The sequence below is a fragment of the Nocardia sp. NPDC004278 genome, assembly GCF_053602975.1.
Window position 1 is genome coordinate 18,550 of record NZ_JBSGEQ010000004.1, and the last position, 23,957, is coordinate 42,506.

At 66.2% G+C, this 23,957-nt stretch carries 24 protein-coding genes and 3 tRNA genes; 14 read left to right on the forward strand and 13 right to left on the reverse strand.

Going from position 1 to position 23,957, the window contains the following annotated elements; translation table 11 throughout:
- Positions 1–88: 88 nt before the first annotated feature.
- From ACWEO2_RS07255 to ACWEO2_RS07275, 5 genes are all read right to left on the reverse strand, one after another.
- Entirely contained in the window at positions 89–1,147 is a 1,059-nt protein-coding gene (locus tag ACWEO2_RS07255; RefSeq protein ID WP_452404834.1) for a fused (3R)-hydroxyacyl-ACP dehydratase subunits HadA/HadB, read from the reverse strand.
- A 263-nt stretch (positions 1,148–1,410) separates the two neighbouring features.
- Entirely contained in the window at positions 1,411–1,581 is a 171-nt protein-coding gene (gene rpmG, locus ACWEO2_RS07260; RefSeq protein ID WP_011211653.1) for a 50S ribosomal protein L33, read from the reverse strand.
- Positions 1,582–1,623: 42 nt separating this feature from the next.
- Positions 1,624–1,699, reverse strand: a tRNA-Met gene (locus tag ACWEO2_RS07265).
- Between the two features lie 91 nt (positions 1,700–1,790).
- Positions 1,791–1,863, reverse strand: a tRNA-Thr gene (locus ACWEO2_RS07270).
- Positions 1,864–2,040: 177 nt separating this feature from the next.
- Positions 2,041–2,532, reverse strand: coding sequence for a YajQ family cyclic di-GMP-binding protein (locus ACWEO2_RS07275; RefSeq protein ID WP_354960271.1), 492 nt, complete (start codon positions 2,530–2,532; stop codon positions 2,041–2,043).
- Between the two features lie 204 nt (positions 2,533–2,736).
- Here ACWEO2_RS07275 and ACWEO2_RS07280 point away from each other — a divergent pair.
- Both ACWEO2_RS07280 and ACWEO2_RS07285 read left to right on the forward strand, forming a co-directional pair.
- Positions 2,737–2,819, forward strand: a tRNA-Tyr gene (locus ACWEO2_RS07280).
- Positions 2,820–3,124: 305 nt separating this feature from the next.
- Positions 3,125–3,589 carry a MarR family winged helix-turn-helix transcriptional regulator gene (locus tag ACWEO2_RS07285; RefSeq protein WP_452404544.1) on the forward strand — a complete coding sequence of 155 codons (465 nt, stop codon included), beginning with the start codon at positions 3,125–3,127 and terminating at the stop codon, positions 3,587–3,589.
- Between the two features lie 45 nt (positions 3,590–3,634).
- Here ACWEO2_RS07285 and htpX read toward each other — a convergent pair whose 3' ends face one another.
- Positions 3,635–4,516 (reverse strand): zinc metalloprotease HtpX, encoded by an 882-nt coding sequence (gene htpX / locus ACWEO2_RS07290; RefSeq protein ID WP_355179581.1) that lies wholly within the window; start codon positions 4,514–4,516, stop codon positions 3,635–3,637.
- A gap of 110 nt (positions 4,517–4,626) precedes the next feature.
- On the reverse strand, positions 4,627–5,649 hold the full coding sequence (locus tag ACWEO2_RS07295; protein WP_354960274.1) for a polyprenyl synthetase family protein: 1,023 nt from the start codon (positions 5,647–5,649) through the stop codon (positions 4,627–4,629).
- Positions 5,650–5,843: 194 nt separating this feature from the next.
- Here ACWEO2_RS07295 and ACWEO2_RS07300 point away from each other — a divergent pair, with 194 nt between their 5' ends.
- The 3 genes from ACWEO2_RS07300 (at position 5,844) to ACWEO2_RS07310 (ending at position 8,046) form a co-directional block, all read left to right on the forward strand.
- Positions 5,844–7,124 carry a geranylgeranyl reductase family protein gene (locus ACWEO2_RS07300; protein WP_452404545.1) on the forward strand — a complete coding sequence of 427 codons (1,281 nt, stop codon included), beginning with the start codon at positions 5,844–5,846 and terminating at the stop codon, positions 7,122–7,124.
- Between the two features lies 1 nt (position 7,125).
- On the forward strand, positions 7,126–7,539 hold the full coding sequence (locus ACWEO2_RS07305; protein WP_452404546.1) for a helix-turn-helix transcriptional regulator: 414 nt from the start codon (positions 7,126–7,128) through the stop codon (positions 7,537–7,539).
- A gap of 72 nt (positions 7,540–7,611) precedes the next feature.
- Complete coding sequence (locus ACWEO2_RS07310; protein ID WP_452404547.1) at positions 7,612–8,046, forward strand: VOC family protein; 435 nt, start codon at positions 7,612–7,614, stop codon at positions 8,044–8,046.
- Between the two features lie 51 nt (positions 8,047–8,097).
- Here the strand turns inward: ACWEO2_RS07310 and ACWEO2_RS07315 are convergent, their stop codons facing one another.
- Complete coding sequence (locus ACWEO2_RS07315; protein ID WP_452404548.1) at positions 8,098–8,604, reverse strand: DUF2505 domain-containing protein; 507 nt, start codon at positions 8,602–8,604, stop codon at positions 8,098–8,100.
- 39 nt (positions 8,605–8,643) lie between these two features.
- On the opposite strand from ACWEO2_RS07315, the gene ACWEO2_RS07320 reads away from it, so the two are divergent.
- From ACWEO2_RS07320 to ACWEO2_RS07335, 4 genes are all read left to right on the forward strand, one after another.
- Positions 8,644–9,126, forward strand: coding sequence for a DUF3592 domain-containing protein (locus ACWEO2_RS07320; RefSeq protein WP_452404549.1), 483 nt, complete (start codon positions 8,644–8,646; stop codon positions 9,124–9,126).
- 93 nt (positions 9,127–9,219) lie between these two features.
- Positions 9,220–10,362, forward strand: coding sequence for a glycosyltransferase family 4 protein (locus tag ACWEO2_RS07325; protein ID WP_452404550.1), 1,143 nt, complete (start codon positions 9,220–9,222; stop codon positions 10,360–10,362).
- A 164-nt stretch (positions 10,363–10,526) separates the two neighbouring features.
- A complete protein-coding gene (locus ACWEO2_RS07330) occupies positions 10,527–11,240 on the forward strand; it encodes a demethylmenaquinone methyltransferase (RefSeq protein ID WP_452404551.1) in 714 nt (237 codons plus the stop codon).
- Positions 11,241–11,373: 133 nt separating this feature from the next.
- Entirely contained in the window at positions 11,374–15,630 is a 4,257-nt protein-coding gene (locus ACWEO2_RS07335; RefSeq protein WP_452404552.1) for a molybdopterin-dependent oxidoreductase, read from the forward strand.
- 4 nt (positions 15,631–15,634) lie between these two features.
- On the opposite strand, the gene ACWEO2_RS07340 is transcribed toward ACWEO2_RS07335, so the two are convergent.
- Positions 15,635–16,669, reverse strand: coding sequence for an aldo/keto reductase (locus tag ACWEO2_RS07340; RefSeq protein ID WP_452404553.1), 1,035 nt, complete (start codon positions 16,667–16,669; stop codon positions 15,635–15,637).
- An 83-nt stretch (positions 16,670–16,752) separates the two neighbouring features.
- Here ACWEO2_RS07340 and ACWEO2_RS07345 point away from each other — a divergent pair, with 83 nt between their 5' ends.
- Positions 16,753–17,397, forward strand: a complete 645-nt coding sequence (locus tag ACWEO2_RS07345) for a TetR/AcrR family transcriptional regulator C-terminal ligand-binding domain-containing protein (protein WP_452404554.1) — start codon at positions 16,753–16,755, stop codon at positions 17,395–17,397.
- A gap of 111 nt (positions 17,398–17,508) precedes the next feature.
- Here the strand turns inward: ACWEO2_RS07345 and ACWEO2_RS07350 are convergent, their stop codons facing one another.
- Complete coding sequence (locus ACWEO2_RS07350; protein WP_452404555.1) at positions 17,509–18,087, reverse strand: TIGR03086 family metal-binding protein; 579 nt, start codon at positions 18,085–18,087, stop codon at positions 17,509–17,511.
- A gap of 199 nt (positions 18,088–18,286) precedes the next feature.
- On the opposite strand from ACWEO2_RS07350, the gene ACWEO2_RS07355 reads away from it, so the two are divergent.
- Both ACWEO2_RS07355 and ACWEO2_RS07360 read left to right on the forward strand, forming a co-directional pair.
- On the forward strand, positions 18,287–18,523 hold the full coding sequence (locus tag ACWEO2_RS07355) for a hypothetical protein (RefSeq protein ID WP_354960287.1): 237 nt from the start codon (positions 18,287–18,289) through the stop codon (positions 18,521–18,523).
- 162 nt (positions 18,524–18,685) lie between these two features.
- Positions 18,686–18,919, forward strand: a complete 234-nt coding sequence (locus ACWEO2_RS07360; RefSeq protein ID WP_355179559.1) for a hypothetical protein — start codon at positions 18,686–18,688, stop codon at positions 18,917–18,919.
- Between the two features lie 9 nt (positions 18,920–18,928).
- On the opposite strand, the gene menD is transcribed toward ACWEO2_RS07360, so the two are convergent.
- From menD to ACWEO2_RS07375, 3 genes are all read right to left on the reverse strand, one after another.
- Positions 18,929–20,566, reverse strand: a complete 1,638-nt coding sequence (menD, locus tag ACWEO2_RS07365) for a 2-succinyl-5-enolpyruvyl-6-hydroxy-3-cyclohexene-1-carboxylic-acid synthase (protein WP_452404556.1) — start codon at positions 20,564–20,566, stop codon at positions 18,929–18,931.
- Between the two features lie 372 nt (positions 20,567–20,938).
- Entirely contained in the window at positions 20,939–21,382 is a 444-nt protein-coding gene (locus ACWEO2_RS07370; protein ID WP_452404557.1) for a DUF6918 family protein, read from the reverse strand.
- A gap of 86 nt (positions 21,383–21,468) precedes the next feature.
- Positions 21,469–22,086, reverse strand: a complete 618-nt coding sequence (locus ACWEO2_RS07375) for a PaaI family thioesterase (protein ID WP_355179553.1) — start codon at positions 22,084–22,086, stop codon at positions 21,469–21,471.
- A gap of 251 nt (positions 22,087–22,337) precedes the next feature.
- Here ACWEO2_RS07375 and ACWEO2_RS07380 point away from each other — a divergent pair, with 251 nt between their 5' ends.
- Together ACWEO2_RS07380 and ACWEO2_RS07385 are read left to right on the forward strand one after the other, a co-directional pair.
- Positions 22,338–23,231, forward strand: a complete 894-nt coding sequence (locus tag ACWEO2_RS07380; protein WP_354959900.1) for a 1,4-dihydroxy-2-naphthoyl-CoA synthase — start codon at positions 22,338–22,340, stop codon at positions 23,229–23,231.
- 1 nt (position 23,232) lies between these two features.
- The gene (locus tag ACWEO2_RS07385; RefSeq protein ID WP_354959899.1) at positions 23,233–23,625 is read left to right on the forward strand and encodes a VOC family protein; all 393 of its coding nucleotides are present in this window, start codon (positions 23,233–23,235) and stop codon (positions 23,623–23,625) included.
- Positions 23,626–23,957 lie beyond the last annotated feature (332 nt).

Below are 23,957 nucleotides of genomic sequence, written 5' to 3' on the forward strand. Positions count from 1 at the left end.
TAGAGCAGCGCGCAGCGGCTGGTGACCCCAGAAATCTGAGTGTACGTTACCGCCCGCGGCATTTGCCAATCAGGGTCACCCGACCAGCTCAGACCAGTTGCACGGTTGCCGTAGCCCGTCCGAAGATCTTCTTGCCCGCCGCCTTCGCCACGATGGCGACGACCGCGGTCCGGGTCTCCGGATCCACCGACTTCACCTTACCCGTGAACTCGACCTCTGCGGGCTCCTCGGAGCCGACGTAGACCGGACTGGTGAAGCGGACGTTGTACTCCTTGACCGCGCCGGGATCGCCGAGCCAGGAGGTGACGAAGCCGCCACCGAGGCCCATGGTGAGCATGCCGTGCGCGACCACATTGTCCAGGCCGACGAGCTTGACGACCTCATCGCTCCAGTGGATCGGATTCGCGTCGCCGGACACACCCGCGTAGTTGACCAGATCGCCACGCGTCAACCGGACGGTGCGCGGGGGCAACTCGTCGCCGACGGAGATGTCCTCGAACTCGAGCGCATGCTTGCTCGGCGCGATCGCGGGCACCGGCGCCGCGGATACGGCGGGAGCGGCCAGCGTGCGCGGGTAATGGGTGGGGGCGTCCTCGCCGATGCCGTGCATGAGCACATTGCGGACCGCGCCCTGCAGGTTCGGGTCGATATCGCCGCCGCTGCGTCCGATCAGCGTGGTGTAGGTAGTGAGCACTAGCTCATCGTTCTGCGCGGTGACGACGTTCTTGGTGACGATGATGTCGCCGCCGAAGGCCTGCCGGAACGAGTGCAGGTAGACATCGCAGACCAGCTGGTCGCCGACCTTGATCGGCCGATGGAATTCCAGGATCTGATCGGTCTGCATGATCTGGCTCAGGTCGTAACCGGTGACGATCTGCTCGAAGAGCTTGCGCTGAGCCAGAATTCCGACCAGGGAAATGAAGGTCAGCGGGGCGAGCAGGCCGTCGTAGCCGTACTCCTGCGCGGCATCCTCATCCCAGTGCACCGGGTGATAGTCCTGTACGGCGCGGGCGTATTCACGCACCTTCTCACGGCCGACCTCGTAGTAGTCGTCGACGCGGTAGTGATGACCGACCATTGCCGCGGCGTGCGCCGCAGGGTCGAGTTCTTCGTCCATTGCGACCGCTTCGTCTGTACCGGTGTTGATTGTCACGGGAGGACTGTACCTATCTGACCCCGCAACCGGAGTCGACGAGCGTTCACGACGGCGCCTCGCTAACGCTTGGCTCTATCGTGCCCGCATTGGCGGCTGTGTCTGTTACTCACTCGCTACGCTCGCTCGTGCACCGCACTCGGCGCGTGAAACGCGTCAGGGCCGGACAAGATGTCCGGCCCTCGCAAGTGTCACGACCCGAGAATCCGGGACGAAACCCGGAAGCCAATCAACGCGGCAGCGGCACGCGTGGTGGACTAGCGGGATTCGCGGTGCGCCCGGTGCGTGCCACAGTTCGGGCAGAACTTCTTCAGCTCCAGCCGATCCGGGTCGTTACGCCGGTTCTTCTTGGTGATGTAGTTGCGGTGCTTGCACTGCTCGCAGGCCAAGGTGATCTTTGGCCGGACATCGGTGGACTTCGCGGCCACGATATTCCTTCTTTCGGTCAACCAGATGGTCTGATCGGTCTTTGGTAGCGATGGCCGGACTTGAACCGGCGACACAACGATTATGAGTCGTTTGCTCTACCGACTGAGCTACACCGCCACGGGGTCGCATTGCCTTGGTGATGCCGCGCCCGGCTCCACGAAGTGGAGGGTGTAGCGATGCCGAGTCGGTCACCACCGGCAATCCGGCGAGCCCCCTAACGGAATCGAACCGTTGACCTTTTCCTTACCATGGAAACGCTCTGCCGACTGAGCTAAGGGGGCATGACTAGCTCCGCACCGTGATCCTTTGACCACGACCCCGGCGCGGCGAAGTCTTGAACGAGGTTACACACTCACCGGTCACAGTTCCAAACCGGGTGGTCAGAGCCGGTTTCCGGCGACCCTCGAGCGGCCGCCAGCGACTGCTTGCAGGTCGCTCGAAAGGGTCGGTCACGGCAGCTACCGGTAATTGACGAACTGCAGTGCGATGCCGAAGTCCTCACCCTTGAGCAGTGCGATCACCGCCTGCAGATCATCGCGCTTCTTGCTGGAGACGCGCAGTTCATCGCCCTGGATCTGCGCCTTGACACCCTTGGGGCCCTCGTCGCGGATCTTCTTGGAAATCTTTTTCGCATGTTCGGCGTCGATGCCCTGCACCAGGGTGCCGGTGATTTTGTAGGTCTTACCCGAGGCCGCTGGGTCACCGGCATCGAATGCCTTGAGCGAAATATCGCGGCGGATCAGCTTTTCCTTGAACACATCCAGTGCCGCTTTGACCCGCTCCTCGGCCTCGGCGGTCAGCACGATCTTGTCCTCACCGGACCATTCGATGGTCGCACCGGTGCCACGGAAGTCGTAGCGGGTGTTCAGCTCCTTCTCCGCCTGATGCAGCGCGTTGTCGACCTCCTGACGGTCGACCTTGCTGACAACATCGAAAGACGAATCGGCCACACTTCGCTCCTGTCCTGGCGGTCCAACGGTCTTGACAGACCCTTTCGAGCGATCTGCGCGCAGTCGCTACGGACCGGCTGTTCCGGTCACGGTCAGTTCTACCCCGCGGCGCGACCGTAGTCCCGTCGCATGGCCGATAGCCAGCCGGTTTGCATTATGGGTGCGGGTTCGTTGTAAGCTGCACTGCGCGCCGAGAAGCGCGACGGCAGGTTGCCCGAGCGGCCAATGGGAGCAGACTGTAAATCTGTCGGTGAAAGCCTACGTAGGTTCGAATCCTACACCTGCCACCGAAGACCCCCGCCGATCAGAAATGATCGGCGGGGGTTTCTCTTTTCCGCCGCACGAGGTCAATTCACAAGCGGCCGCAAACTATCGCTGTCGAAGGGTGGCCGGATCGGTCGCATTCAGGGTCGCGACGAGCTCGTCCGCCTCGTAGCGGAAATGGGTTTCCAATCCACCTGCCAGCCGATCGAATTCGGTGCGCAGACGGCCGGGGTCGACACTGCGCTGGTACTAGCCTTGCCAGAGAAAGCAGACTTTGCTCTACGAGCAAAACTACTTTGTTCGCAATGTCCATTGGGAGGTGCGGTAGATGTCAACGGACGCGCCTGGCATCGGGGTGGAAGAGGGCGTTCGGAGCCTGCTGCTGCTCATGCCCCGGGTGGTGGGACGAGCCAAGAAGATGCGCGTTCCCCAAGAGCTGCAATCGTTCTCGCTCGCGCCGCGACATCTGTCATTGCTGGCGAATCTGGTGTTCGAGGGGCCGATGACGGTGAACGATCTGGCGGCGCGGCTGGAGGTGGCGCCGACGACGGTCAGCCTGATGGTGGGCGATCTGAGTCGTCAGGGGGTGCTGGAGCGGCGCTCGGATGAGAAAGACCGGCGCCGCACCATCGTTGCCATCGCGGCGGCGCACGAGCAATCGGTCAATGCCTGGCTCGGCGGCAGCGCGCGGGCCTGGCGCAAGGTGCTAGAACCATTGGATGCGGAGCAGCGGCGGCTGTTCGTGGCGACGCTGCGGGCCTACGAACAGGAGTTGGCGGCCGAACACGATTGAGCGCCTTGGTATCCCGGCGCTCGTGGATCTGTGGTTGCGGGCGGCTCAGTAGCGGCGGGGACCGCCCGCCATTTCCTCGAGGCGGGCGATGCGTTCGGCCATCGGGGGGTGGGTGGAGAACAAGCGGGCCGCGCGCTCACCGGTGCGGAAGGGGTTGGCGATCATCAGATGCGACTGGGCGGTCAGCTGCGGTTCCGGGGGCAGCGGGGCGGCCTGTACGCCGCGCTCCAGCTTGCGCAGGGCCGAGGCCAGGGCGAGCGGGTCGCCGGTCAGCTCGGCGCCCGACTGGTCGGCCTGATATTCGCGCGAGCGGGAGACCGCCAATTTGACCAGGGTCGCGGCAATCGGGCCGAGCAGCGTCACCAGGATGACGCCGAGGATATTGGGGCCCTCGCCTTCGCGATTGCCGCCGAACATCGATGCGAAGAAGGCCAGGTTGGCCAGGCCGGAGATGACCGCGGCCAGTGCGCCCGCGATCGAGGAGATCAGAATGTCGCGGTTGTAGACGTGCGATAGCTCATGGCCGAGTACCGCGCGTAGCTCGCGCTCGTCGAGAATCTGCAGGATGCCGCTGGTACAGCAGACGGCGGCATGGCGCGGACTGCGACCGGTCGCGAAGGCATTGGGCGCGTTGGTCGGGCTGATGTAGAGCCGCGGCATCGGCTGGCGTGCCGTGGTCGCCAGCTCACGCACGATGCGATAGATGACCGGCGCCTCCAGCTCGCTGACCGGCTGCGCGTGCATGGCCTTGAGCGCGATCTTGTCGCTGTTGAAATAGGCGTAGGCGTTCATACCCACCGCAAGCAGGATCGCCAAAAAGAGAATCGTCGGGCTACGGAACATCGCTCCGGCGAACACGATCAAGGCCGAGAGGCCGACCATGAGCCCGAATGTCTTCAGCCCATTCGCATACCCGTGCGTGTGCATAGGTCTCCTTGCCCACTCCCCGTTCGTTGAGTGTCTTACGGCAGATCAACGATAGAGATCACGGGCAAAGTTCCGGGTGTGATCCAGTCCGGCGTGCCGGGCCGCAACGACTAGCCGACGCGTTCGATGGTGTAGCGGACCAGGTGCTCCAGGGCGTCATTGGCCGGCCCCGAGGGCAGTGCGGAGAGTTCGGCGTGCGCGAGATCGGCGTACCCCTGCAGCTTCTCCTTGGCCAGCACCATGCCGCGGGAGTGGGCGAGCAGGCCGAGCGCCTCTTCGACCTCGGCGTCGGTCTCCAGCGGGTGGGCAAGCAGTTTGCGCAGGCGGTCGCCCTCGGCACCCTCATCGCGCAGCGCGTACAGCACCGGCAGGGTGTGCACGCCCTCACGCAGATCGGTGCCCGGCGTCTTACCGGACTGTTCGGCGGCCGAGGAGATGTCGATGATGTCGTCGGAGATCTGGAAGGCGGTGCCGACCGCGTCGCCGAGGCGGGCCAGCCGTTCGACGTGCTCGGTGTCGGCGCCGGAGAAAGTGCCGCCGAAGCGTCCGGCGGCGGCGATCAGCGAACCGGTCTTCTCCCAGACCACGCGCAGGTAGTGCTCCACCGGATCCTGGGAATCGCGGGCCCCCATGGTTTCCCGCATCTGGCCGGTGACCAGTTCGGCGAAGGTCTCGGCGATGATCCGCACCGCGTCCGGGCCCAGGGTCGAGGTGAGCCGGGACGCATGCGCGAACAGATAGTCGCCCGCGAGGATGGCGATGCTATTGCCCCAGCGCGAATTCACGCTCGGGGCGCCGCGGCGCATCGGGGCCTCGTCCATCACATCGTCGTGGTAGAGGGTCGCCAGGTGCACCAGTTCGACGACGGTGCCAGCGGTGACCAGGGCCGGATCGGTCGGGCGCGGGCCGAGCTGCCCGGTGAGAATGGTGAAAAGCGGGCGGAATCGCTTACCCCCGGCCTTGGCCAGATGCAGCGCCGCCTCCTGCAGGAACAGTTCGCCGTCGGACAGCTCATCGATCAGCAGTTTCTCGACGTCGATGAGCCCGTTGCGCACGGTCGCCGCGAGCTCGGTGTCACCGAGATCGACTCCGGCAACCACCGTGCTCTCATCACTCACAGCCGATGTGCTCATCTCTTCTCCCAGCGCTGCGTCCGACCCCACGGTAGAGAACCTAGCGTGTCCCCGCCGCGCGGCCCATGAACACCGTCACTATGCGGTGTATCAGACACTTTCGCATATGCTTTTCCGAGCTCATCGATCGCATGGTGTACAGCACAGCCGGGCACCGTCGACATGAACCGAACCCTCCTGCAAGTATTGATCGCATGGGTTCACCGGATGTCACACCCGCGGGCGCGGACGGGGAGGCGCAGGGCGCGATTCCCACGCACACCGAAGTGCTCGTGGTCGGCGCCGGACCGGCCGGTTCCGCCGCAGCCGCATGGGCCGCGCGGGCCGGCCGCGATGTGGTACTCACCGATTCCGCGGTCTTCCCGCGGGACAAGACCTGCGGCGATGGACTCACCCCGCGCGCGACCGCCGAATTGGAGAAGCTCGGACTCGGCGCTTGGCTGCGCGCGCACACGGTGAACCACGGGCTGCGGATGACCGGCTTCGGCCGTGAGGCCCTGCTGCCGTGGCCGGGCGGATCATTCCCAACTTATGGAAGTGCCGTTCCCCGAACCGAACTCGACGACAAACTGCGTGAGACAGCCGTGAAGTCCGGGGCCAGGATGCTGGACGGCACAAAGGTGATAGATGTCATCCCCGAGGGTGATCGCGTCGCCGGTGTGACCGTGAAGACGGCCGATGGCACCCAGGTGATCGGCTGCAAGACGCTCGTCGTAGCCGACGGTGTGCGCTCCCCGATCGGCAAAATGCTCGGGCGCACCTGGCATCGGCAGTACGCCTATGGCACCGCGGCCCGCGCCTACATCAAATCCGCACGCAGCAACGACCAGTGGATCACCTCACATCTGGAGCTGCGTAATGCCGACGGCGAACTGGTGCCCGGCTACGGCTGGGTGTTCCCGCTCGGCAATGGCGAGGTGAATATCGGTGTCGGATCGCTGGCCACCGAGAAGCGGCCCTCACATATCGCGTTGAAACCGCTGCTGGAGCATTACACCTCGCTGCGTCGCGACGAGTGGCAGTTCGAGGGTTCGCTGCGCGCGGTCGCATCGGCGCTGCTGCCGATGGGTGGTGCGGTGTCGAATATCGCGGGGCGCAACTGGGTACTGATCGGCGACGCCGCGGGGTGTGTGAATCCGCTCAATGGCGAGGGCATTGATTACGGCCTGGAGGGCGGTCATATGCTCGCCGGGCTGCTGGACGAACCGGATCTGACGACGGTGTGGCCGGAGCTGTTGCGGGCCCGCTACGGACGGACCTTCTCGGTGGCGCGGCGGATCGCCGGACTGGCGACCCATCCGCGGATGGTGCCGATGGGCGGGCCGCCGGTCATGCGGTCGAAGTATTTGCAGCGCACCGCGGTTCGGGTGATGGGCAATCTGGTCACCGACGAGGATCTGGATCTGACCGCACGGGCCTGGCGAGCGGCGGGCCGGGCGTCCTACCGAATCGACGAACTCGCCCCGTTCACCTGAGATGACCGGATTACCTGCGCTCTACCTGCTGCCGCACCTGCGCCGGGCGCGGGACCTCGCCGATCGCGACTATGCCGAGCCATTGAATCTGGACGAATTGGCCGCCGCCGCAGGGGTTTCGAAGTATCACTTCCTGCGCGCGTTCGCGGCGGTCTACGGGGTGACGCCCGCGGCGTATCTGGCGCAGCGGCGGATCGAGCGGGCGCAGGACTACCTGCGGGCCACCAATCTCACTGTGACCGAGGTCTGCATGCTGGTCGGGTACAGCAGTCTCGGATCGTTCAGCAGTAAGTTCCGCCAGCTGGTCGGGGTGACACCATCGGAGTACCAGGCCAAATTCGCCGATGGGGCGCCGCGGATTCCGGGCTGCTATGTGTTCATGCACGGGCTCTCGGACCGCAAACCGCCGAGTTGAATCGCGGGTGCTACGCACAGCTCAGCAATTTCGGAGAAGCGGCCAGGTCAACGCGTTTTCTAGCCTTTGGGCATGACTATTACCAACGTTTCCCTGGTCACTGTGTACGTCACCGATCAGGACGCGGCGAAGCAGTGGTACATCGATAAGCTCGGATTCGTCGAGAGCAGCGATGTGACCATGGGCGAGAACGGCTTCCGCTGGGTCACCGTCGCACATCCCGATCATCGCGAACTCGAGATCACCCTGATGATTCCGGGACCGCCGCTGGATGAGAATCTGGCCGACGCCATCCGCCGCGCACTGGCCAATGGCACCCACGGTGCGCTCGGGTTGAAGACCGATAACTGTCAGAAAACCTTCGAGGAGCTGACCGCCAAGGGCGTGGAATTCATTCAGCCGCCTGCCGAACGCCCCTACGGCACCGAGGCGATCGTCCGCGACAACTCCGGCAACTGGTTGGTACTGGTGGAGTCCAAGGAATTCAGTCCCGAAGACTTTGCCTGACCAGCCCCGACACGCCCCGGCTCGGGCCGGGGCGTGTGCCGGAGCGCAGGTTCAGGCGCTGGCCTGGGTGGCGAACCACGCCTCGATATGTTTGCGTTCGCTCTCGAGCACCCGGTGGTGCAGTTGTTCGGCGAGCGGTTCGATGGCGCCGCCGACCAGCGGGACCTTCACCTGCACGGTGCCGACGACCTCGATTTCCGAACCCTCGGCGATCGGGCGGAGTTCGTAGGTGCCCGACATCTCGCTGGTGATGCCGCCGGTGGCGCCCTCGAAGGTGCCCTTGGCGATCTCGCCCTGCAGCGCCTGCCAGTTGTCGGTGCGCGAGAGCACCAGATCGCTCTTGAGCACCTTGCGCACGATGCCGGGAATCTTATCGTCGCTTGCCTTTTCCGTCATATGGATGCGGATGGTGTCCGCGCCGTCGGGGTGCGATAGGTCGAGGGTGGCGGTTTTGGCACCCGCGAACCGGGACCGCCAGATTTCGTCGTTGGTGAGTGCCCGGTGGAGATCTTCGACCGGTACGGCGTAGGGCACGGTGAAGCTGAATTTTCGGGACATGGGCGCCACGCTAGCGGAGGCGGCAAGTAGCCTGTTGGGGTGTCGGAAACCAGCCAGTCTGCAAGGCGGTCGAACCGCCTGCGGCGGGCCAGGATCGGTGTCCTGACAGCGGCGATAGTGATCAGCACGCTGGTCGGGCTCTTGGTGCTCGCCGCCTGGCGCAATGACTATCTGATCAGCTCCGACAAAGGAGTGACCTCCGCCGAGGTGCTCTCGGCCGGGCGGTTGCGCTCGGCGGTCACCTATGTGACGCCCGACGGCAAGATGCACAATCCGAAGGTCGGCGTGCTGTATCCGACCAATCTCACCGCGGGTGAGCGGATCAATGTGGAGTACAACCGCAGTGATCCGGATCTGGTGCGGGTGGCCGGGCGGGATGTGCGGGTCGCGATTCAGCCCGCGCTGTCGGTGATCGTGGTGGTGTGGGGTGTCGCGCTGCCAACGATGTGGATTCTGGCCCGGTCCCGGCGCCGCACGCCAGGACCCGTCGACGGCGCCCGCGCCGCCGCCAGCGCCACCTGAGCCGGACCCGGCACCCCGACAGTTCGCCGGATCTTTGTGTAGCGGTCACGCTGACGTGACGGCGCGGCGCAGTGCGCGGGTCAGTCTGACAGTGTGCGAGTAGCCATCGTTTCGGAGTCGTTCCTGCCGAATATGAACGGCGTCGTCAATTCCGTGCTCCGGGTGCTGGATCACCTTGATCAGCACGGTCACGAGGCATTGGTAATCGCGCCGGATACACCGCGCGGGCTGCCCGCCGCCCCGGACTTCCACAGCCGGTTCCCGGTGTATCGGGTGCCCGCTGTGATGGTGCCGAAGGTCAGTTCGTTACCGGTCGGCCTCCCGCAACCCGGAATCACCGCCGTGATCGACGATTTCGATGCCGATGTGGTGCATCTGGCCTCGCCGTTCCTGCTCGGTGCCGGTGGACTCGGCGCCGCCATGCGGTTGGATCTGCCGTCGGTGGCCATCTATCAGACCGATGTCGCCGGATTCGCCAAGAGCTACGGGCTCGGGCTGGCCAGTCGGGCCGCGTGGGCATGGACGCGGCGGATTCACGAGGGCGCGACGCGGACATTGGCGCCATCACGCGCGGCCGCCGAGGATCTGGCGCGGCACGGTATTCCGCGCGTGCACCGCTGGGGGCGCGGAGTCGATATCGCCCGGTTCACGCCATCGGCGAAGCGACCGGAGCTGCGGGCCTCCTGGTTGCGGGGGCAGGACAGGCTGCTCGTCGGTTTCGTCGGTCGGCTGGCTCCGGAGAAACATGTGGAGCGTCTGGCGGTGCTGGCGCGCGATCCGAAGATCCAGCTGGTGATCGTCGGGGACGGGCCGGAACGGGCCCGGTTGGCGCGGATGATGCCCACCGCGGTATTCACCGGTGAGCTCGGCGGCGACGAGCTGGCGCAGGCGTACGCAAGTCTGGATGTGATGGTGCACGCGGGCGAGCACGAGACGTTCTGTCAGGGTGTGCAGGAGGCGCTGGCCGCCGGAGTTCCGGTGATCGGGCCCGATGCGGGCGGACCGCGCGACCTGATCGCGCACTGCCGCAACGGCTACCTACTACCCGTGGACCGCTTCTCCGAACTGCTGCCCAGTGCGGTTGCGGCGCTTCGTGATCCGGTAACCAGGGCGCGGTTTGCCGGTGCCGCGCGCAAATCGGTGCTGCACCGGACCTGGCCCGCCATCTGCACCGAGTTGATGGGACACTACGCCGATATCACCGGCATTCGTATCCGACTGCCGCACACCGCGTGACGGTGCGAATCTCGGCTCCATCATGTGAGTTTCGCGACGTCCAGGCCCCTGTTCCCGCCGGATGGCCCGCGTGACCACCGCGAAAGCCAGCGACTCCAACTGTCTGAGCCAGTCGGGACCGGGAGTTATCACAGGTCGGCTGGTACGCGCGGTAGGTTCAGGGTGTGGCGAAAACAGAGCAGCGGGAATCGGTTCGAGCCTCGCTGGACAAGCAGCCGCACGAGGTCGCGTCGATGTTCGACGGGGTCGCGAAGCGGTACGACCTGACCAATACCGTCATCTCATTGGGACAGGACCGATATTGGCGCTGGGCGGTGCGCAAGGCGCTGGCACCGCGACCGGGTGAGCGGGTGCTCGATCTCGCCGCCGGCACCGGTATTTCCACGCTCGACCTGGCGAAGTCCGGCGCATGGTGTCTGGCCGCCGACTTCTCGCTCGGCATGCTCGCCGCGGGCAAGTTCCGCAATGTGCCGATGGTGGCGGCCGACGCGACCGCGCTGCCCTTCGCCGACGATTCGTTCGATGCGGTGACCATCTCCTATGGCCTGCGCAATATCTCCGAGACCGATCGGGCGCTGCGCGAGATGCTGCGAGTCACCAAGCCGGGTGGGCGGTTGGTGGTCTGCGAGTTCTCCACGCCGATCGTGCCGGTCTTCAGCACCATCTACATGGAGTACCTGATGAAGGCGCTGCCGAAGGTGGCGCGGGCGGTCAGCAGCAATCCGGATGCCTATGTCTATCTCGCCGAATCCGTACGCGCCTGGCCGAATCAGCGGCTGTTGGCACGGCGGATTGCGGATGCGGGCTGGGCATCGGTGAAATGGCGGAATCTGACGGGCGGCATCGTCGCGCTGCATCGCGGCTACAAAATGGGCTGACGGCCTGGTCGCGACACATCTTTGTGGTGCGCGCCACAGCTCACTGGCGGACTTTGCGGCGGTGCGGCTATTTGTCACCTCCCGATAACGTTGGGTAAATCCGGCGCAATCGGCGATCAGCATGATCGGTGGCATGACCGATGCAGTCTCCGACCGCACGAGCACCGCCAGAACAGCATGCTCGTACTGCGGCGTCGGCTGCGGTATCACCGTCGAAACCCGTGCCGGCGCCGATGGTGCACCGGTCATCGCCAAGGTGCGCGGCGACAAGCTGCATCCGGCGAATGCGGGCAGGCTGTGCACCAAGGGCGCCACCCATCTGGAGTTGATGCGCGCACCAGGGCGGATGGAGACCGCGTACCGGCGGCCCCAGCGCGGCCAGGTGCCGGTGCCATTGCCCGTCGACGAGGCGGTGCACGAGGCGGCGACCCGGCTGCGGGCGATTCTGGACGAGCACGGACCGGACGCGATCGCGCTGTACGTCTCCGGACAGATGTCGCTGGAGGCGCAGTACCTGGCGACCAAGCTGGCCAAGGGCTATCTGCGGACCAAGCACATCGAGGCCAATTCCCGATTGTGTATGGCAAGCGCCGGGACCGGATACAAGCAGTCGCTCGGTGCGGACGGGCCGCCGGGATCCTATGACGACTTCGAGCACGCCGATCTGTTCTTCGTGATCGGCGCGAATATGGCCGACTGCCATCCGATTCTCTATCTGCGCATGGTCGACCGGGTCAAGGATGGCGCGAAGCTGATCGTGGTGGATCCGCGGCGCACCGATACGGCGGCGCGGGCGGATCTGTTCCTGCAGATCGCACCCGGCACCGATCTCGCTCTGTTGAACGGGCTGCTGCACCTGCTCGTCGAAAACGGCGATATAGATGCGGATTTCATCGCCGAGCACACAGCGGGGTGGGCGGCGATGCCCGAATTCCTCGCCGACTACCCGCCGGACAAGGTCGCCGAGATCACCGGACTCGCCGAGGACGATATCCGCACGGCCGCGCGCTGGATCGGCGCGGCGGGCGAATGGATGTCCCTGTGGACCATGGGGCTCAACCAGTCCACCCACGGCACCTGGAACACCAACGCGATCTGCAATCTGCATCTGGCCACCGGCGCCATCTGCCGTCCCGGCAGTGGGCCGTTCTCGCTGACCGGCCAGCCCAATGCCATGGGCGGACGCGAAATGGGTTATATGGGTCCGGGTCTACCCGGCCAGCGCAGCCTGCTCTCCCCCGCCGACCGCCTCTTCGTGGCGACCGCGTGGGGTGTCGAGCCCGGCACGCTGCGCGACGAGGCTGGTCCCGGCACCATCGAGATGTTCCGTGCGCTGTCCGATGGACAGATCAAGGCGGCCTGGATCATCTGCACCAATCCCGTTGCCACCGTCCCCAATCGGAAGACGGTCATCGGCGGTCTCGAGGCGGCCGAGCTGGTGATCGTGCAGGATGCCTATGCCGAGACCGCCACCAACGCCTATGCCGACCTGCTGCTGCCCGCCACGCTGTGGGCCGAGGCCGATGCGGTGATGGTGAATTCGGAGCGCAATGTCACGCTCTTGCAGCGCTCGGTCGCTCCGATCGGTGCCGCCCGCCCGGACTGGCTGCTGATCGCGCAGGTCGCCAGGGCAATGGGCTTCGAGGGGTTCGAATATGCCTCCAGCGCGGAGGTTTTCGACGAGATCAAGCAATTCGCCAATCCGGCCACCGGATACGACCTGCGCGGTATGAGCTACGACCGGTTGCGCGAAGGGCCGATGCAGTGGCCGTGTGCCGAGCCCGATCGCGCACGCAATCCGATCCGGTATCTCAATGACGGTGTCAGTCAGGAGCTTTTCATCGATGACACCGGACATCAGCCCCGGCTGGCCTTCGCGACACCGAGCCGTCGTGCGGTGTTCTGGCCGCGCCCGCATATGGTGCCGGCGGAGATGCCCGATGACGATTACCCGTTTGTGCTGAATACCGGTCGACTGCAGCATCAGTGGCACACCATGACCAAGACCGGCAAGATCGACAAGCTGACCAAGTTGACCGGGCAGCCATTTGTCGGGGTGCATCCCGCCGACGCCCAGCGGCTCGGGGTCCAGGCGGGCGATCAGCTCGAAATCGCTTCGCGGCGTGGACGAGCGGTGCTGCCCGTGCAGATCAGCGACCGGGTGCGGCCCGGTGATTGCTTCGCGCCATTCCATTGGAATGACGAGCAGGGCGAGTATCTGACGATCAATGCCGTGACCAACGACGCGGTGGATTCGGCCTCGTTGCAGCCCGAGTACAAGGCGTGCGCGGTGTCATTGCGGCGCGTCGCGGCGGTACCGCAGCCGCAAACACCCGCCGGAGCAGCCGACTCTTCGACACAGCCGTTCAGCGAATCAGCCGCGCCTGGAGCGACCGCGATCAATGGCTCGCCCGGCGCGCATCCGCTGGCGGTCATGCTCGGACTCGATGCGGGCATCGCTGCGACTCTGAGTGAGACCGAGCGCATCTATCTCGCCGGATATCTCTCGGCGCTGCAGTCCATTCCGGTGACCGGGCAGCCGGTGCTGCCCGCGTCCGCCCCGCTCACCCAGCACAGCCGGTTGTGGATCGATGGACTGCTGGCGGGCATGTACTCGCGCAGTGCCGCACCACCGACCCCATCCGCGTCCGCCGACGATATTCCGGACGAGCTACCGGCCCGCCCCATCACCGTGCTGTGGGCGTCGCAAACCGGCACCGCCGAGGAACTGGCCGCGACGACCGCCGCGCGCCTGACCGAATGCGGTTACGCGCCAAGGCTGCTCGATATGGACTCGTGCGAACTCGACGAGCTCACCGGCGATGTGCTGGTGATCAGCAGCACCTTCGGCGACGGCGGTCCGCCCGATAACGGCACCGACTTCTGGGAGCGCCTGAACGACAGTGTGATCCGGCTGACCGGCATGCGGTACGCGGTCTTCGCACTCGGCGACTCCTCCTATGACGACTTCTGCGGCCACGGTCGCAAACTGGACACGAAGCTGACCGAACGCGGGGCCACCCGACTGCTGGCGCGCGTCGACAGCGAACCCGATTGCCAGGAATCGGCCGCGCGCTGGCTCGACGAGGTGCTCGCTGCACTCGACGGCGGTCGGGAAACCGGCACGTCCGAAGCGAGTTTTTCCGGCCCCGGCGGAACCGGGATGCCGGTGCGGCCCACCGGTCGCACCGCCACGATGGTCCTGCCCCGCACCGCTCCGCCCCTGGGCCGGACCCAGAGCTCCGGCCCCGCGCTGTTCACCCGCAACGCGCCGGTGACCGCACCGCTGGTGCGCAATGAACCGCTGTCGCATACCGGATCGCCGAAGGAAGTGCGTCAGTTCGGATTCGACCTGCACGGGCTGGAAGCGTCCTATGAGGTCGGCGATTCGCTCGGGGTATGGCCCGCGAATTGCGAGTCGCTGGTGACCGAATGGCTCGGAGCCACCGGATTGGACGGCCGCCGGGTCATCGAGGTCGACGACCAGGAACTGCCACTGGCCCAGGCGCTGCGGACCCGGTACGACATTACGAAGGTCAGCCACGATCTGCTCACCTTCATCGCCGAACGCAACCCGAACAACCGGCTGGCGAAACTGCTGCGCCGCGATAATCGCAATGAACTCGACAACTACCTGTGGGACCGTCAGGCCGTCGATGTGCTGCGCGACTTCCCGATGCGGGCCGATCTCATCGAATGGCTCGGCACGCTGAAAAAGCTGCAGCCGCGCCAGTATTCGATTTCGTCCAGCCCACTGGTCAGTCCCGATGAGGTGCAGCTCACCGTCGGTATCGTGCGCTATGGCGATCCGGCGGCGATCGGGTCGGCGGCACGCCGCGGCGGGGTGTGCTCGACCTTTCTCGCCGACCGCGCCGACGCCGATGCGGCGGCAGTGCCGATCTTCCTGCAGCGCGCACCGCATTTCCGGCCGCCGCTGGACCCGACGGCACCGATGATCATGGTCGGTCCCGGCACCGGCATCGCGCCGTTCCGCGGCTTCCTCCAGGAACGCCGCGCCCTCGGGTGCACCGGGCGCAACTGGCTGTTCTTCGGCGACCAGCATGCCGCCCAGAACTTCTACTACCGCGCCGAATTGGAAGATATGTTCCGCTCCGGCTTCCTCACTCGCCTCGATCTGGCCTTCTCCCGCGACCAGCGCGAGCGAATCTACGTACAGCACCGAATGATCGAACACGGTGCGGAGCTGTGGTCCTGGCTGCGCGACGGCGCGAACTTCTATGTGTGCGGCGACGCCGCGCGGATGGCCAAGGATGTGGACGACACCCTGCTCACCATTGCCAGGATCCACGGCAAGCTCGACGAGGACGGTGCGCTGGCATTCAAGAAGCAGTTGGTCGCCGAGAAGCGCTACGTACGCGATGTCTACTGATCCCTTACACCGCAGGCGGATTCAGGCGGGCGAAATCGGGCAGCCGGTAGTAGGGGTAGTACGGGTACGGCGGCGTGACCGCGCTGGCCTTGTCGAGGCGGGCCAGCTGGTCGGCGTCGAGTTCCCAGCCGATCGCACCGAGGTTCTGGCGCAGCTGCTCCTCGTTGCGCGCACCGACGATGACCGTCGAGACCGTGGGGCGGCGCAGTAGCCAGTTGAGGGCGATCTGCGGGACGGTCTTTCCGGTCTCGGCGGCGAGTTCGTCGAGGACGTCGACCACGCTGAAGAGCTGCTCGTCGTCGACCGGCGGGCCCGCCGCGGCGGTCCGATGCAGGCGGCTGCCCGCTGGAAGTGGCTGGCCGCGACGGATTTTCCCGGTCAGACGGCCCCAGCCGAGCGGGCTCCACACCACCGCGCCGACACCCTGATCCCGGCCGAGCGGCATCAGCTCCCACTCGTAGTCGCGGCCGACGAGCGAGTAGTAGACCTGATGGGCCACATAGCGGGTCAGGCCGTGCCGGTCCGCCGCGGCAAGGGATTTCATCAGCTGCCAGCCCGCGAAGTTCGAGGCGCCCAGATAGCGGATCTTGCCCGCGCGCACCAGATCGTGCAGCGCCGCGAGGACCTCTTCGACCGGGGTATGCGCATCGAATGCGTGCAGCTGGAACAGGTCGATATAGTCGGTGCCGAGCCGGTGCAGCGAACCTTCGACAGCCTTGATGAGCCGAGCACGCCCGGAGCCCGCCTCGAATGGCCCCGGACCGGTCGGCAGGCTCGCCTTGGTGGACAGCAGCAGCTGATCGCGCCTGCCTTTGATGGCCGCGCCGAGCACTTCCTCGGAGGCGCCGTCGGAATAGACGTCCGCCGTATCGAACATGGTGAGGCCCGCATCCAGGCTGATATCGACCAGGCGCCGAGCCTGCTCCGCATCGGTATCGCCCCATGCGCTGAACAGTTCACCCCGCCCGCCGAAGGTGCCCGCGCCGAAGCTCAGGGCCGGGACGTGCAGACCTGATGCGCCGAGCCGCCGGTACTCCATAATGACTCCTAAGGGGTCTATAGTTCCGTTAACGAATTCGAACCATACACCTGTCTCGCCATAAATGAAACTGGAGTTCCGTTATGCAGTCCGACAATGCCACCCCCGGCTCGGTCCGACCAGGTGGGCGCACGGCCCGCGTTCGCGAGGCGGTCTTGCAGGCCGCGGGCGATCTGCTCGCCGAACGCGGTTTCGCGCACTTGGATCTGATCGAGGTCGCGGCGCGCGCGGAGGTCGGCAAGACCACGGCATACCGACGCTGGCGCAACTCCACCGGACTCGTCGCCGATCTACTCGTCGACATGGCCGAGCAGTCGCTGCCACACGCCGACACCGGCTCACTACTCGGCGATCTCACCGCCAATGCCCAGCTGGTCGCCAACACTCTCACCGACCCACGACAGGGCAAGCTCTTCCAAGCCGTCATCGCCGCCGCCACCTGTGACGAGACGGCCGCCGCCGCACTGCGCCGCTTCTACGACGTGCGCCTCACCGAATGGTCGCCCTGCATCGATGCCGCCATTGCGCGAGGCGAAATCCCGGAAGGCACCGACGCCCGCGCCGTGCTCACCGCCGTCTCGGCCCCGCTCTACTACCGCCTCCTCGCCAGCGGCGACCCGATCGATGACGAAGCGGCCAGCACCGCCGCCGCGGCGGCCGCCCAGGCGGCCGCCGCGGGCATCTTTGCGGGGGGCGCGAAAACGCCAACTACAGAGAAGAACTCATGAAGCCAGCGCGGTGGGCATGACGACCGTCCCGGCTCACCACGACAGGGACAAGCACTGCCCCCTCGCCGACAGGATCGGCTCGCACTGCGGCCCGAGCGATGCCGCAGGCGATCAGCGAGTCCAGGCCGGATCGCGACCGGTGAGTCCGACTACTCGATCCAGTTCCGGCGCGGTGACGGGCACCGGCACGACCGGGTCGAACATCCCCGGTGTGCCTTCGGCCGGTGTGTCGCTGAGGAATTCGAGCAGTACCGCCAGATGGGATGGATCGGCAGCCGGTCGCTGATCGGTTGCCAGGGCGAGATCCCAACTGTGCACGACGGTTTCGTTGAGCGCGATCATCGCCATCACCACCGCGGAAGCGGATACGCCGCCCGCCTCGGTCTCCCCATCCCAGGCCGCCGGATCCCGCCAAGCCTCGACCAGGGCCTTCAACTGGGCCGGGATGCGCGCACGCCAGTCGTCGGGCAGCGCGGTCTCCGGGCCGACGGCCGGCGGGACCGAACGGCCGACCGCCTCCTTGGTCGCGGCCTGCCGGAAGGCCTCGGTGAGCATGCTGACGTGGGCGAGCAGATCGCGCACGGTGGTATCGGCGCAGGGTGTCGGTGCCGTGAGCTGTTCATCGGCAATTGCGCCGACCACCGCCGACATGGCAGTCGCGGCCGGTTCGAGATCGAAATTCGGGTGCATCGGGCCTCCTGGTAGCGGACATCGTGCACTGGTCGAGACGGGGCGAGCCAAGGGAATTCATCGGTTCGCCGCGTTCCTCGCGCCGGAGCGCGTCCGGGCCGATCCCGCACGGCGCGCGAGCTTCCTCGCGGCTCCCGCGGGACTCCATCGCAACCAAGTCGTAGCGGCGAAAAGTGCTGGAAAAGCGGAGAATTGGAAGATGAAGGGTGATCGGGTGGAGATCGTCGTCGATTTCGGCGACGAGTCTCGCAGCTATGAAGTGGCCGCAACGCGTGCGGGGCGCAAGGTCGAGGTCCGCATCGCACGGGGCGTGGTGGAAGTCAGCGAGGTGACGCGGACCGGGGTCCCGGTGCGTACCGCGCGGTTCCTGGCCGGGCGCACACTGGCGCTGGTCGAACATCCCGCGAACGGGTCGGGTCCGGTCGAGGGCGAATGAGGCGACCCGAGTAGCGGATGGGTTGCCGTGCGGCCGAACTAGGAGCATTCTCAACAGTGTTGGACTGATGTCCGCTCGCGCTGTGATTCCCGCAGCACCTGGTTTTCCCCCGGCAGATGATCGGGTACCCGGCCGCAGAGCACGCGCGGAGAGGAGTGAACGATGACCGATCCCAGCACATCCCGCACGCTGGACGAGGTTGGGGAGGCCGACTACGTCGAGCAGTCCGTCGTCGCCTACCCCGACTACGACGATGACAGGGCGGATATCAGCAGCGACCGCGATCTGGTCGCCGCGGTCGACCGCGACGCCTTCAGCGCCGATCCCGCCGATGTGGTGGAGCAGTCGATCGCCGTACCGCTCGATGACGATCACGAACCGGGTCCGGCGTACTGAGCTCTCGGCTCACGGCGCGATCTTGGCCCGCACCGTCGCGTGCAACTCCCGCAGGCTCGAGCGCTCGGTCGCCACTTCGAGCACGCGCAGACCATGCGCATGCCCCGCCAATTCGGCCGCTAGCTGCGCCGGATCGACCTGTTTGTGCGGGATCCGGTAGGCGGCGCACAACGCGGCCAGATCCATGCCGTGCGGGGTGCCGAAGACGCGCTCGAAGACACCGGCGTACTGCGGGTCACCCTGTTCGAGGAGTTCGAAGATGCCGCCGCCGTCGTCGTTGGCGACCACGATGGTCAGATCGGCGGGCCGGGGTTCGCCGCGGCCGATGAGCAGGCCGGAGGCGTCGTGCAGGAAGGTGAGGTCACCGATCAGCGCGATGGTGCGACCGGTGTGGTGCAGTGCCGCACCGACGGCCGTGGAGACGGTGCCGTCGATGCCCGCGACGCCGCGATTGGACAGCACCCGGATACCGGGGTGCGGATGGGAGACCAGGGCCGCGTCACGCACCGGATTGGATGCGCCGAGCAGCAACTGGTCACCCTCGCGCAGTGCGTGCATCACCACATCGGCGACATGTAGGCCGGTCGGCTTCGGATGCTTGGCGAGTTCCGCGCGGACCACCTGAACGGCCCGCGCGTTCAATTCCCGGCAGTACGCCAGCCATTCGGCGCGCGGCGCACCCGTGGTGACCGCCCGGGTTCCAGTACCAACCACATTGCCGGAGACATCGGGCCAGCGCGGACCGGTGGTGAGCGCGTAGACGGTGACGGCCGGATCGGCGAGCACCTTCGCGACCTGGCGATGCAGTGTCGGACGCCCGGTGATGATCGCCTGGCGCGGCTTCAGCAGCGGCAGTGCCAGCGGATGCAGGGCGGGGCCGTGCATCGGGGCGGTGGGTTCGGCGACCGTCGGCAGCTCGGCCAGTTCCGGACGCAATCCGGCGCCGTGGCCGGAGATGACGACCGTATCGGGTGTCAGATCGAGTTCGAGTGGGACGTCGAGCGTCGCGTACTGGGTCGACGTCCACGCGGCACCGCTGGCACGCCCCTGCGGCGCCGATTCACCCGGTGCATGGTCCGGGACCAGCGGCTCGCGCAGCGGAATATCGAAATGCACCGGCCCGGCATTGCCGGAGCGGGTGCCGCGGGCCGCGGCCAGCACCCGGCAGACGGCCGAACGCCACTGGCTGTTCTGCTGGCTGTAGGGCGCACCGTCCCCGCATTCCTCCTCGGCGAGTCCGAGGCTGATCGAGGCACGCACCTGGCTACCGAACAGACCGAACTGCTCCACGGTCTGATTGGCGCCGGAGCCGAGCATTTCGTAGGGCCGGTTGGCACTGAGCACCACCAGCGGAACCCGGGCGTAGTTCGCCTCCAGCACCGCGGGACCGAGATTGGCGACGGCGGTCCCCGAGGTCATGACGACCGGCACCGGTAGTCGGCTGGCGATCGCGAGCCCGATGGCCAGAAAGCCAGCGGTCCGCTCGTCGATGCGCATATGCAGCCGCAGCTTGCCCGCCGCATCGGCCGCCTGGAGGGCGAATGCCAGCGGCGCGTTCCTGGACCCAGGACACAGAACGACGTCTCGCACACCCCCGCGCGCGAGTTCGTCAACGACCACCTGCGCCTGTGCTGTAGACGGATTCACGCCTCCAGCCTCTCAGACAGTTGCTCCGACGTCTTCGTCACCCTGCTCACAATGGCACCTCGCTAGCGCTCGGCACCATTGTGCCCACGGGGCGCTGTGCCGATGGTTCGCTCGCTACGCTCCCTCGCAAACAGGTGTTCGAGTGGGATTTGCCGCCCGCGCCCACCACCGGACGCGGGCGGCCGGTATGCGCCACAGATCTGAAATCCGCCTCGCCGAAGCGGATTCCTATGCGGCGCAAGGATCACCGCCCTACCGACCACGAAGGGGCGGTCGCCCGACCGCCACCCCTCATCGAATCGCTAGGCGATGCTGAATATTGGGATAGCGGGGGCCGCGAACACGCAGCGCCGCAGGCGCCGCAAATCGAACTCAAGCGTGGCGCTGGACCAGGTCGCCGAGGCGCGGCAGGGCCTCGATGACGTTCTTCTTGGCCGAGGAACGCATCGACGAGTAGACCTTCTGCAGCGCCGGACGCGTCGAGGCCTCGGCACGCGCGTCGGTCACCGCGAGCAATGCCTCGGCGACCTCATCGGACTTGGCGACCAGCAGGTCGGCGAAACTGCCGGATCCCGCGGCCGTGTATTCCTGCCAGAAGGGCTCCAGCTGCGATACGAGCTTGGGCGCCAATGACTCCAGTGCATCGGGCACGATGCCTGGGCTGAGCTTCTTGACCGCCGCGTACCCACCCTTGACCGCAAGGCCAGACGCACCACCCTTGTCCGACACCTCGGCGTCCAGAACCTCCTTGGCATCGGCAAGGAAGGCCGTGCGCTTAGCGTCGTCGAGCAGGGATTCAGACAGTGCTGCAACCACTTTCAGGTTCCTCCGGAATCGATGTCGATGAACGAGCGCACGTCACTATACGCACTGGTGCGCGCGGTCACACGGCGCTCATCCAGCTACGGCTGCCACGGCAGCAATTCGACCATCAATCCTTCACAATCCGCGAGGACATTGCCCTGCTCATCGGCCAATTCCGCGGTTATGTACGTTTTGCGCCCTTCGATGCGGTCGACGCGACCGCGCACGGTCAGCGACGTCTCGAGCGGAGTGATCTTGCGGTAGTTCACATGGAGGTAGGCGGTGCGGCTGATCGGTCGTCCCGCGTAATGCACGATCATGCCGAGCAGGTCGTCGAAGAGCAGCGGGAGCACACCGCCGTGTGCCGCGCCATTGCCGCCGAGGTGGTAGCGGCGGAACTCACCGGTCATCTCGATGCCGTCGGGTCCGGCCTCGACCACCTGCCACGGCAGCAGCAAAAGGCTGCCGCGCCCGGGCAATTCGACCGCGCGGCCCGCCGGGCCCTGGAGTTCGGGCGCACGGTAGGGCTCGAGCAGTTCGACGAGCTGTCGCGCCTGGGCGAGCGCGTCACCGAAGACCTCGTCGGGCGCGTCCACGGAGACGGCCAGATCCTGCAGCGTGCGCATGACCTCGACGAACGGCCCGAAGTTGGCCCCGATCCGAGCGCGGGAGACCTTGGGGAAGCCACCGTGCTTCTCGTACCGGGATTCGTCCACGGCACTGTGGTCGATGCGCGGGCTGGATCGACCGACACTTCGCTCGGTAACCCGTTTCACTGCCTCACGCCCTCCCGTTGCCGGACCGCCGCCCCGCATTGAATCGCTCCGCGATACTGCATCCATCCCTGCACGGTAACGCGTAGTTTTACACCGTCAAGTCGTACCGCCGAGTAACGCCATCGGGTCCGTAGAAGTTCGCATGGAAGTCGCTGGCACCCGGATTATCGACGGAAGCAATAATCACTGGGGTGACGTTCAATCCGAAGCTGTGGCGGCCCGTTCCAGGGTTCGAGAACCTGACCGACATCACCTATCACCGGCATATCGAACAGGGCACCGTCCGGGTGGCCTTCGATCGGCCGGAGGTGCGCAATGCGTTCCGTCCCCACACGGTCGACGAGCTCTATCGCGCGCTCGATCACGCCAGGATGACCCCGGACGTCGGCGCGGTCCTGCTCACCGGCAACGGACCGAGCCCCAAGGATGGCGGCTGGGCCTTCTGCTCCGGCGGTGACCAGCGCATCCGTGGCCGCAGCGGCTACCAGTACGCCGAAGGCGAGACCGCGGACACCGTCGACCAGGCCCGCGCTGGCCGCCTGCACATCCTCGAGGTGCAGCGGTTGATCCGGTTCATGCCGAAGGTGGTCATCGCGCTGGTCAACGGCTGGGCGGCGGGCGGCGGCCACAGCCTGCACGTGGTCTGCGATCTGACCCTGGCCAGCCGCGAGCACGCCAGATTCAAGCAGACCGACGCCGATGTCGGCAGCTTCGACGGCGGTTACGGCAGTGCGTATCTCGCGAAAATGGTCGGCCAGAAATTCGCGCGGGAAATCTTCTTCCTCGGCCGTCCCTACACCGCCGAGGAAATGCATCAGATGGGCGCGGTGAACAAGGTCGTCGACCACGCCGAGCTGGAGAATGTGGCGCTGGAGTGGGCCGCCGACATCAATGGCAAATCCCCGCAGGCCCAGCGCATGCTCAAGTACGCGTTCAACCTGCTCGACGATGGCCTGGTCGGCCAGCAGCTGTTCGCGGGCGAGGCCACCCGGATGGCGTACATGACCGATGAAGCGGTCGAGGGCCGCGACGCCTTCCTGGAGAAGCGCAAGCCGGACTGGACCCCCTACCCCTGGTACTTCTGAGATGGACATCCTCAGCAGCCGAGTCATCCTGCGGCCCGCCGACTATCGCGCGACACTCGCCTTCTACCGCGACGGACTCGGGCTGGCGATCGCGCGGGAGTATCCGGGCGGCACGGTTTTCTTCGCTGGACAGTCGCTGGTCGAGGTGGCCGGGCACGGCGGATCGGGTAATTCCACGGCGTTCGAGGGCGCGCTCTGGCTGCAGGTACGCGATATTTCGGACGCCGCGGCCGAACTCGCTCTCAAGGGCATTGCCATCGATCGCGCGCCGGTGCGGGAGCCGTGGGGGTTGATCGAAATGTGGGTGCACGATCCGGACGGGGTGCCCATCGTTTTGGTCGAAGTGCCCGCCGAGCATCCGATCCGACGAGATTCGCGCTGGTCACCGGACTGATCGCGGCGGCAGCGGCGACCATGGCGGTCCGGCCCGAGTTGCCAATGCCGACCCCGGCGAGGACGATAACGCACGAATGGCCGCCCGACCGCCGACGTCCGGGCGACCGCCACTGAGTACCGTCCTCCGAGTGAATCGCAGTCTCGATGTCCGGCGTACCCGAGTTCTCCTCCCCTGACGCGGCCGCAGCCACTCCCCGCCGCCTCAGCAAACCGACCCCTGCCGCATGCGGTGACGTTGACATGACACGATCAAGGTCGTGAGGGAGCGCAGCGAGCGAACCATGAACACAGCGCGCCTGCGCACGACCGGGCCGAGCAGCAGCGAGGTGC

Bases quoted from the DNA above. Each gene is read 5' to 3' on its own strand.
- ACWEO2_RS07285 (WP_452404544.1), top strand. From the start codon at position 3,125: ATGTCAACGGACGCGCCTGGCATCGGGGTGGAAGAGGGCGTTCGGAGC.
- htpX (WP_355179581.1), bottom strand. From the start codon at position 4,516: ATGCACACGCACGGGTATGCGAATGGGCTGAAGACATTCGGGCTCATG.
- ACWEO2_RS07295 (WP_354960274.1), bottom strand. From the start codon at position 5,649: ATGAGCACATCGGCTGTGAGTGATGAGAGCACGGTGGTTGCCGGAGTC.
- ACWEO2_RS07300 (WP_452404545.1), top strand. From the start codon at position 5,844: ATGGGTTCACCGGATGTCACACCCGCGGGCGCGGACGGGGAGGCGCAG.
- ACWEO2_RS07305 (WP_452404546.1), top strand. From the start codon at position 7,126: ATGACCGGATTACCTGCGCTCTACCTGCTGCCGCACCTGCGCCGGGCG.
- ACWEO2_RS07310 (WP_452404547.1), top strand. From the start codon at position 7,612: ATGACTATTACCAACGTTTCCCTGGTCACTGTGTACGTCACCGATCAG.
- ACWEO2_RS07315 (WP_452404548.1), bottom strand. From the start codon at position 8,604: ATGTCCCGAAAATTCAGCTTCACCGTGCCCTACGCCGTACCGGTCGAA.
- ACWEO2_RS07335 (WP_452404552.1), top strand. From the start codon at position 11,374: ATGACCGATGCAGTCTCCGACCGCACGAGCACCGCCAGAACAGCATGC.
- ACWEO2_RS07340 (WP_452404553.1), bottom strand. From the start codon at position 16,669: ATGGAGTACCGGCGGCTCGGCGCATCAGGTCTGCACGTCCCGGCCCTG.
- ACWEO2_RS07345 (WP_452404554.1), top strand. From the start codon at position 16,753: ATGCAGTCCGACAATGCCACCCCCGGCTCGGTCCGACCAGGTGGGCGC.
- ACWEO2_RS07350 (WP_452404555.1), bottom strand. From the start codon at position 18,087: ATGCACCCGAATTTCGATCTCGAACCGGCCGCGACTGCCATGTCGGCG.
- ACWEO2_RS07355 (WP_354960287.1), top strand. From the start codon at position 18,287: ATGAAGGGTGATCGGGTGGAGATCGTCGTCGATTTCGGCGACGAGTCT.
- ACWEO2_RS07360 (WP_355179559.1), top strand. From the start codon at position 18,686: ATGACCGATCCCAGCACATCCCGCACGCTGGACGAGGTTGGGGAGGCC.
- ACWEO2_RS07385 (WP_354959899.1), top strand. From the start codon at position 23,233: ATGGACATCCTCAGCAGCCGAGTCATCCTGCGGCCCGCCGACTATCGC.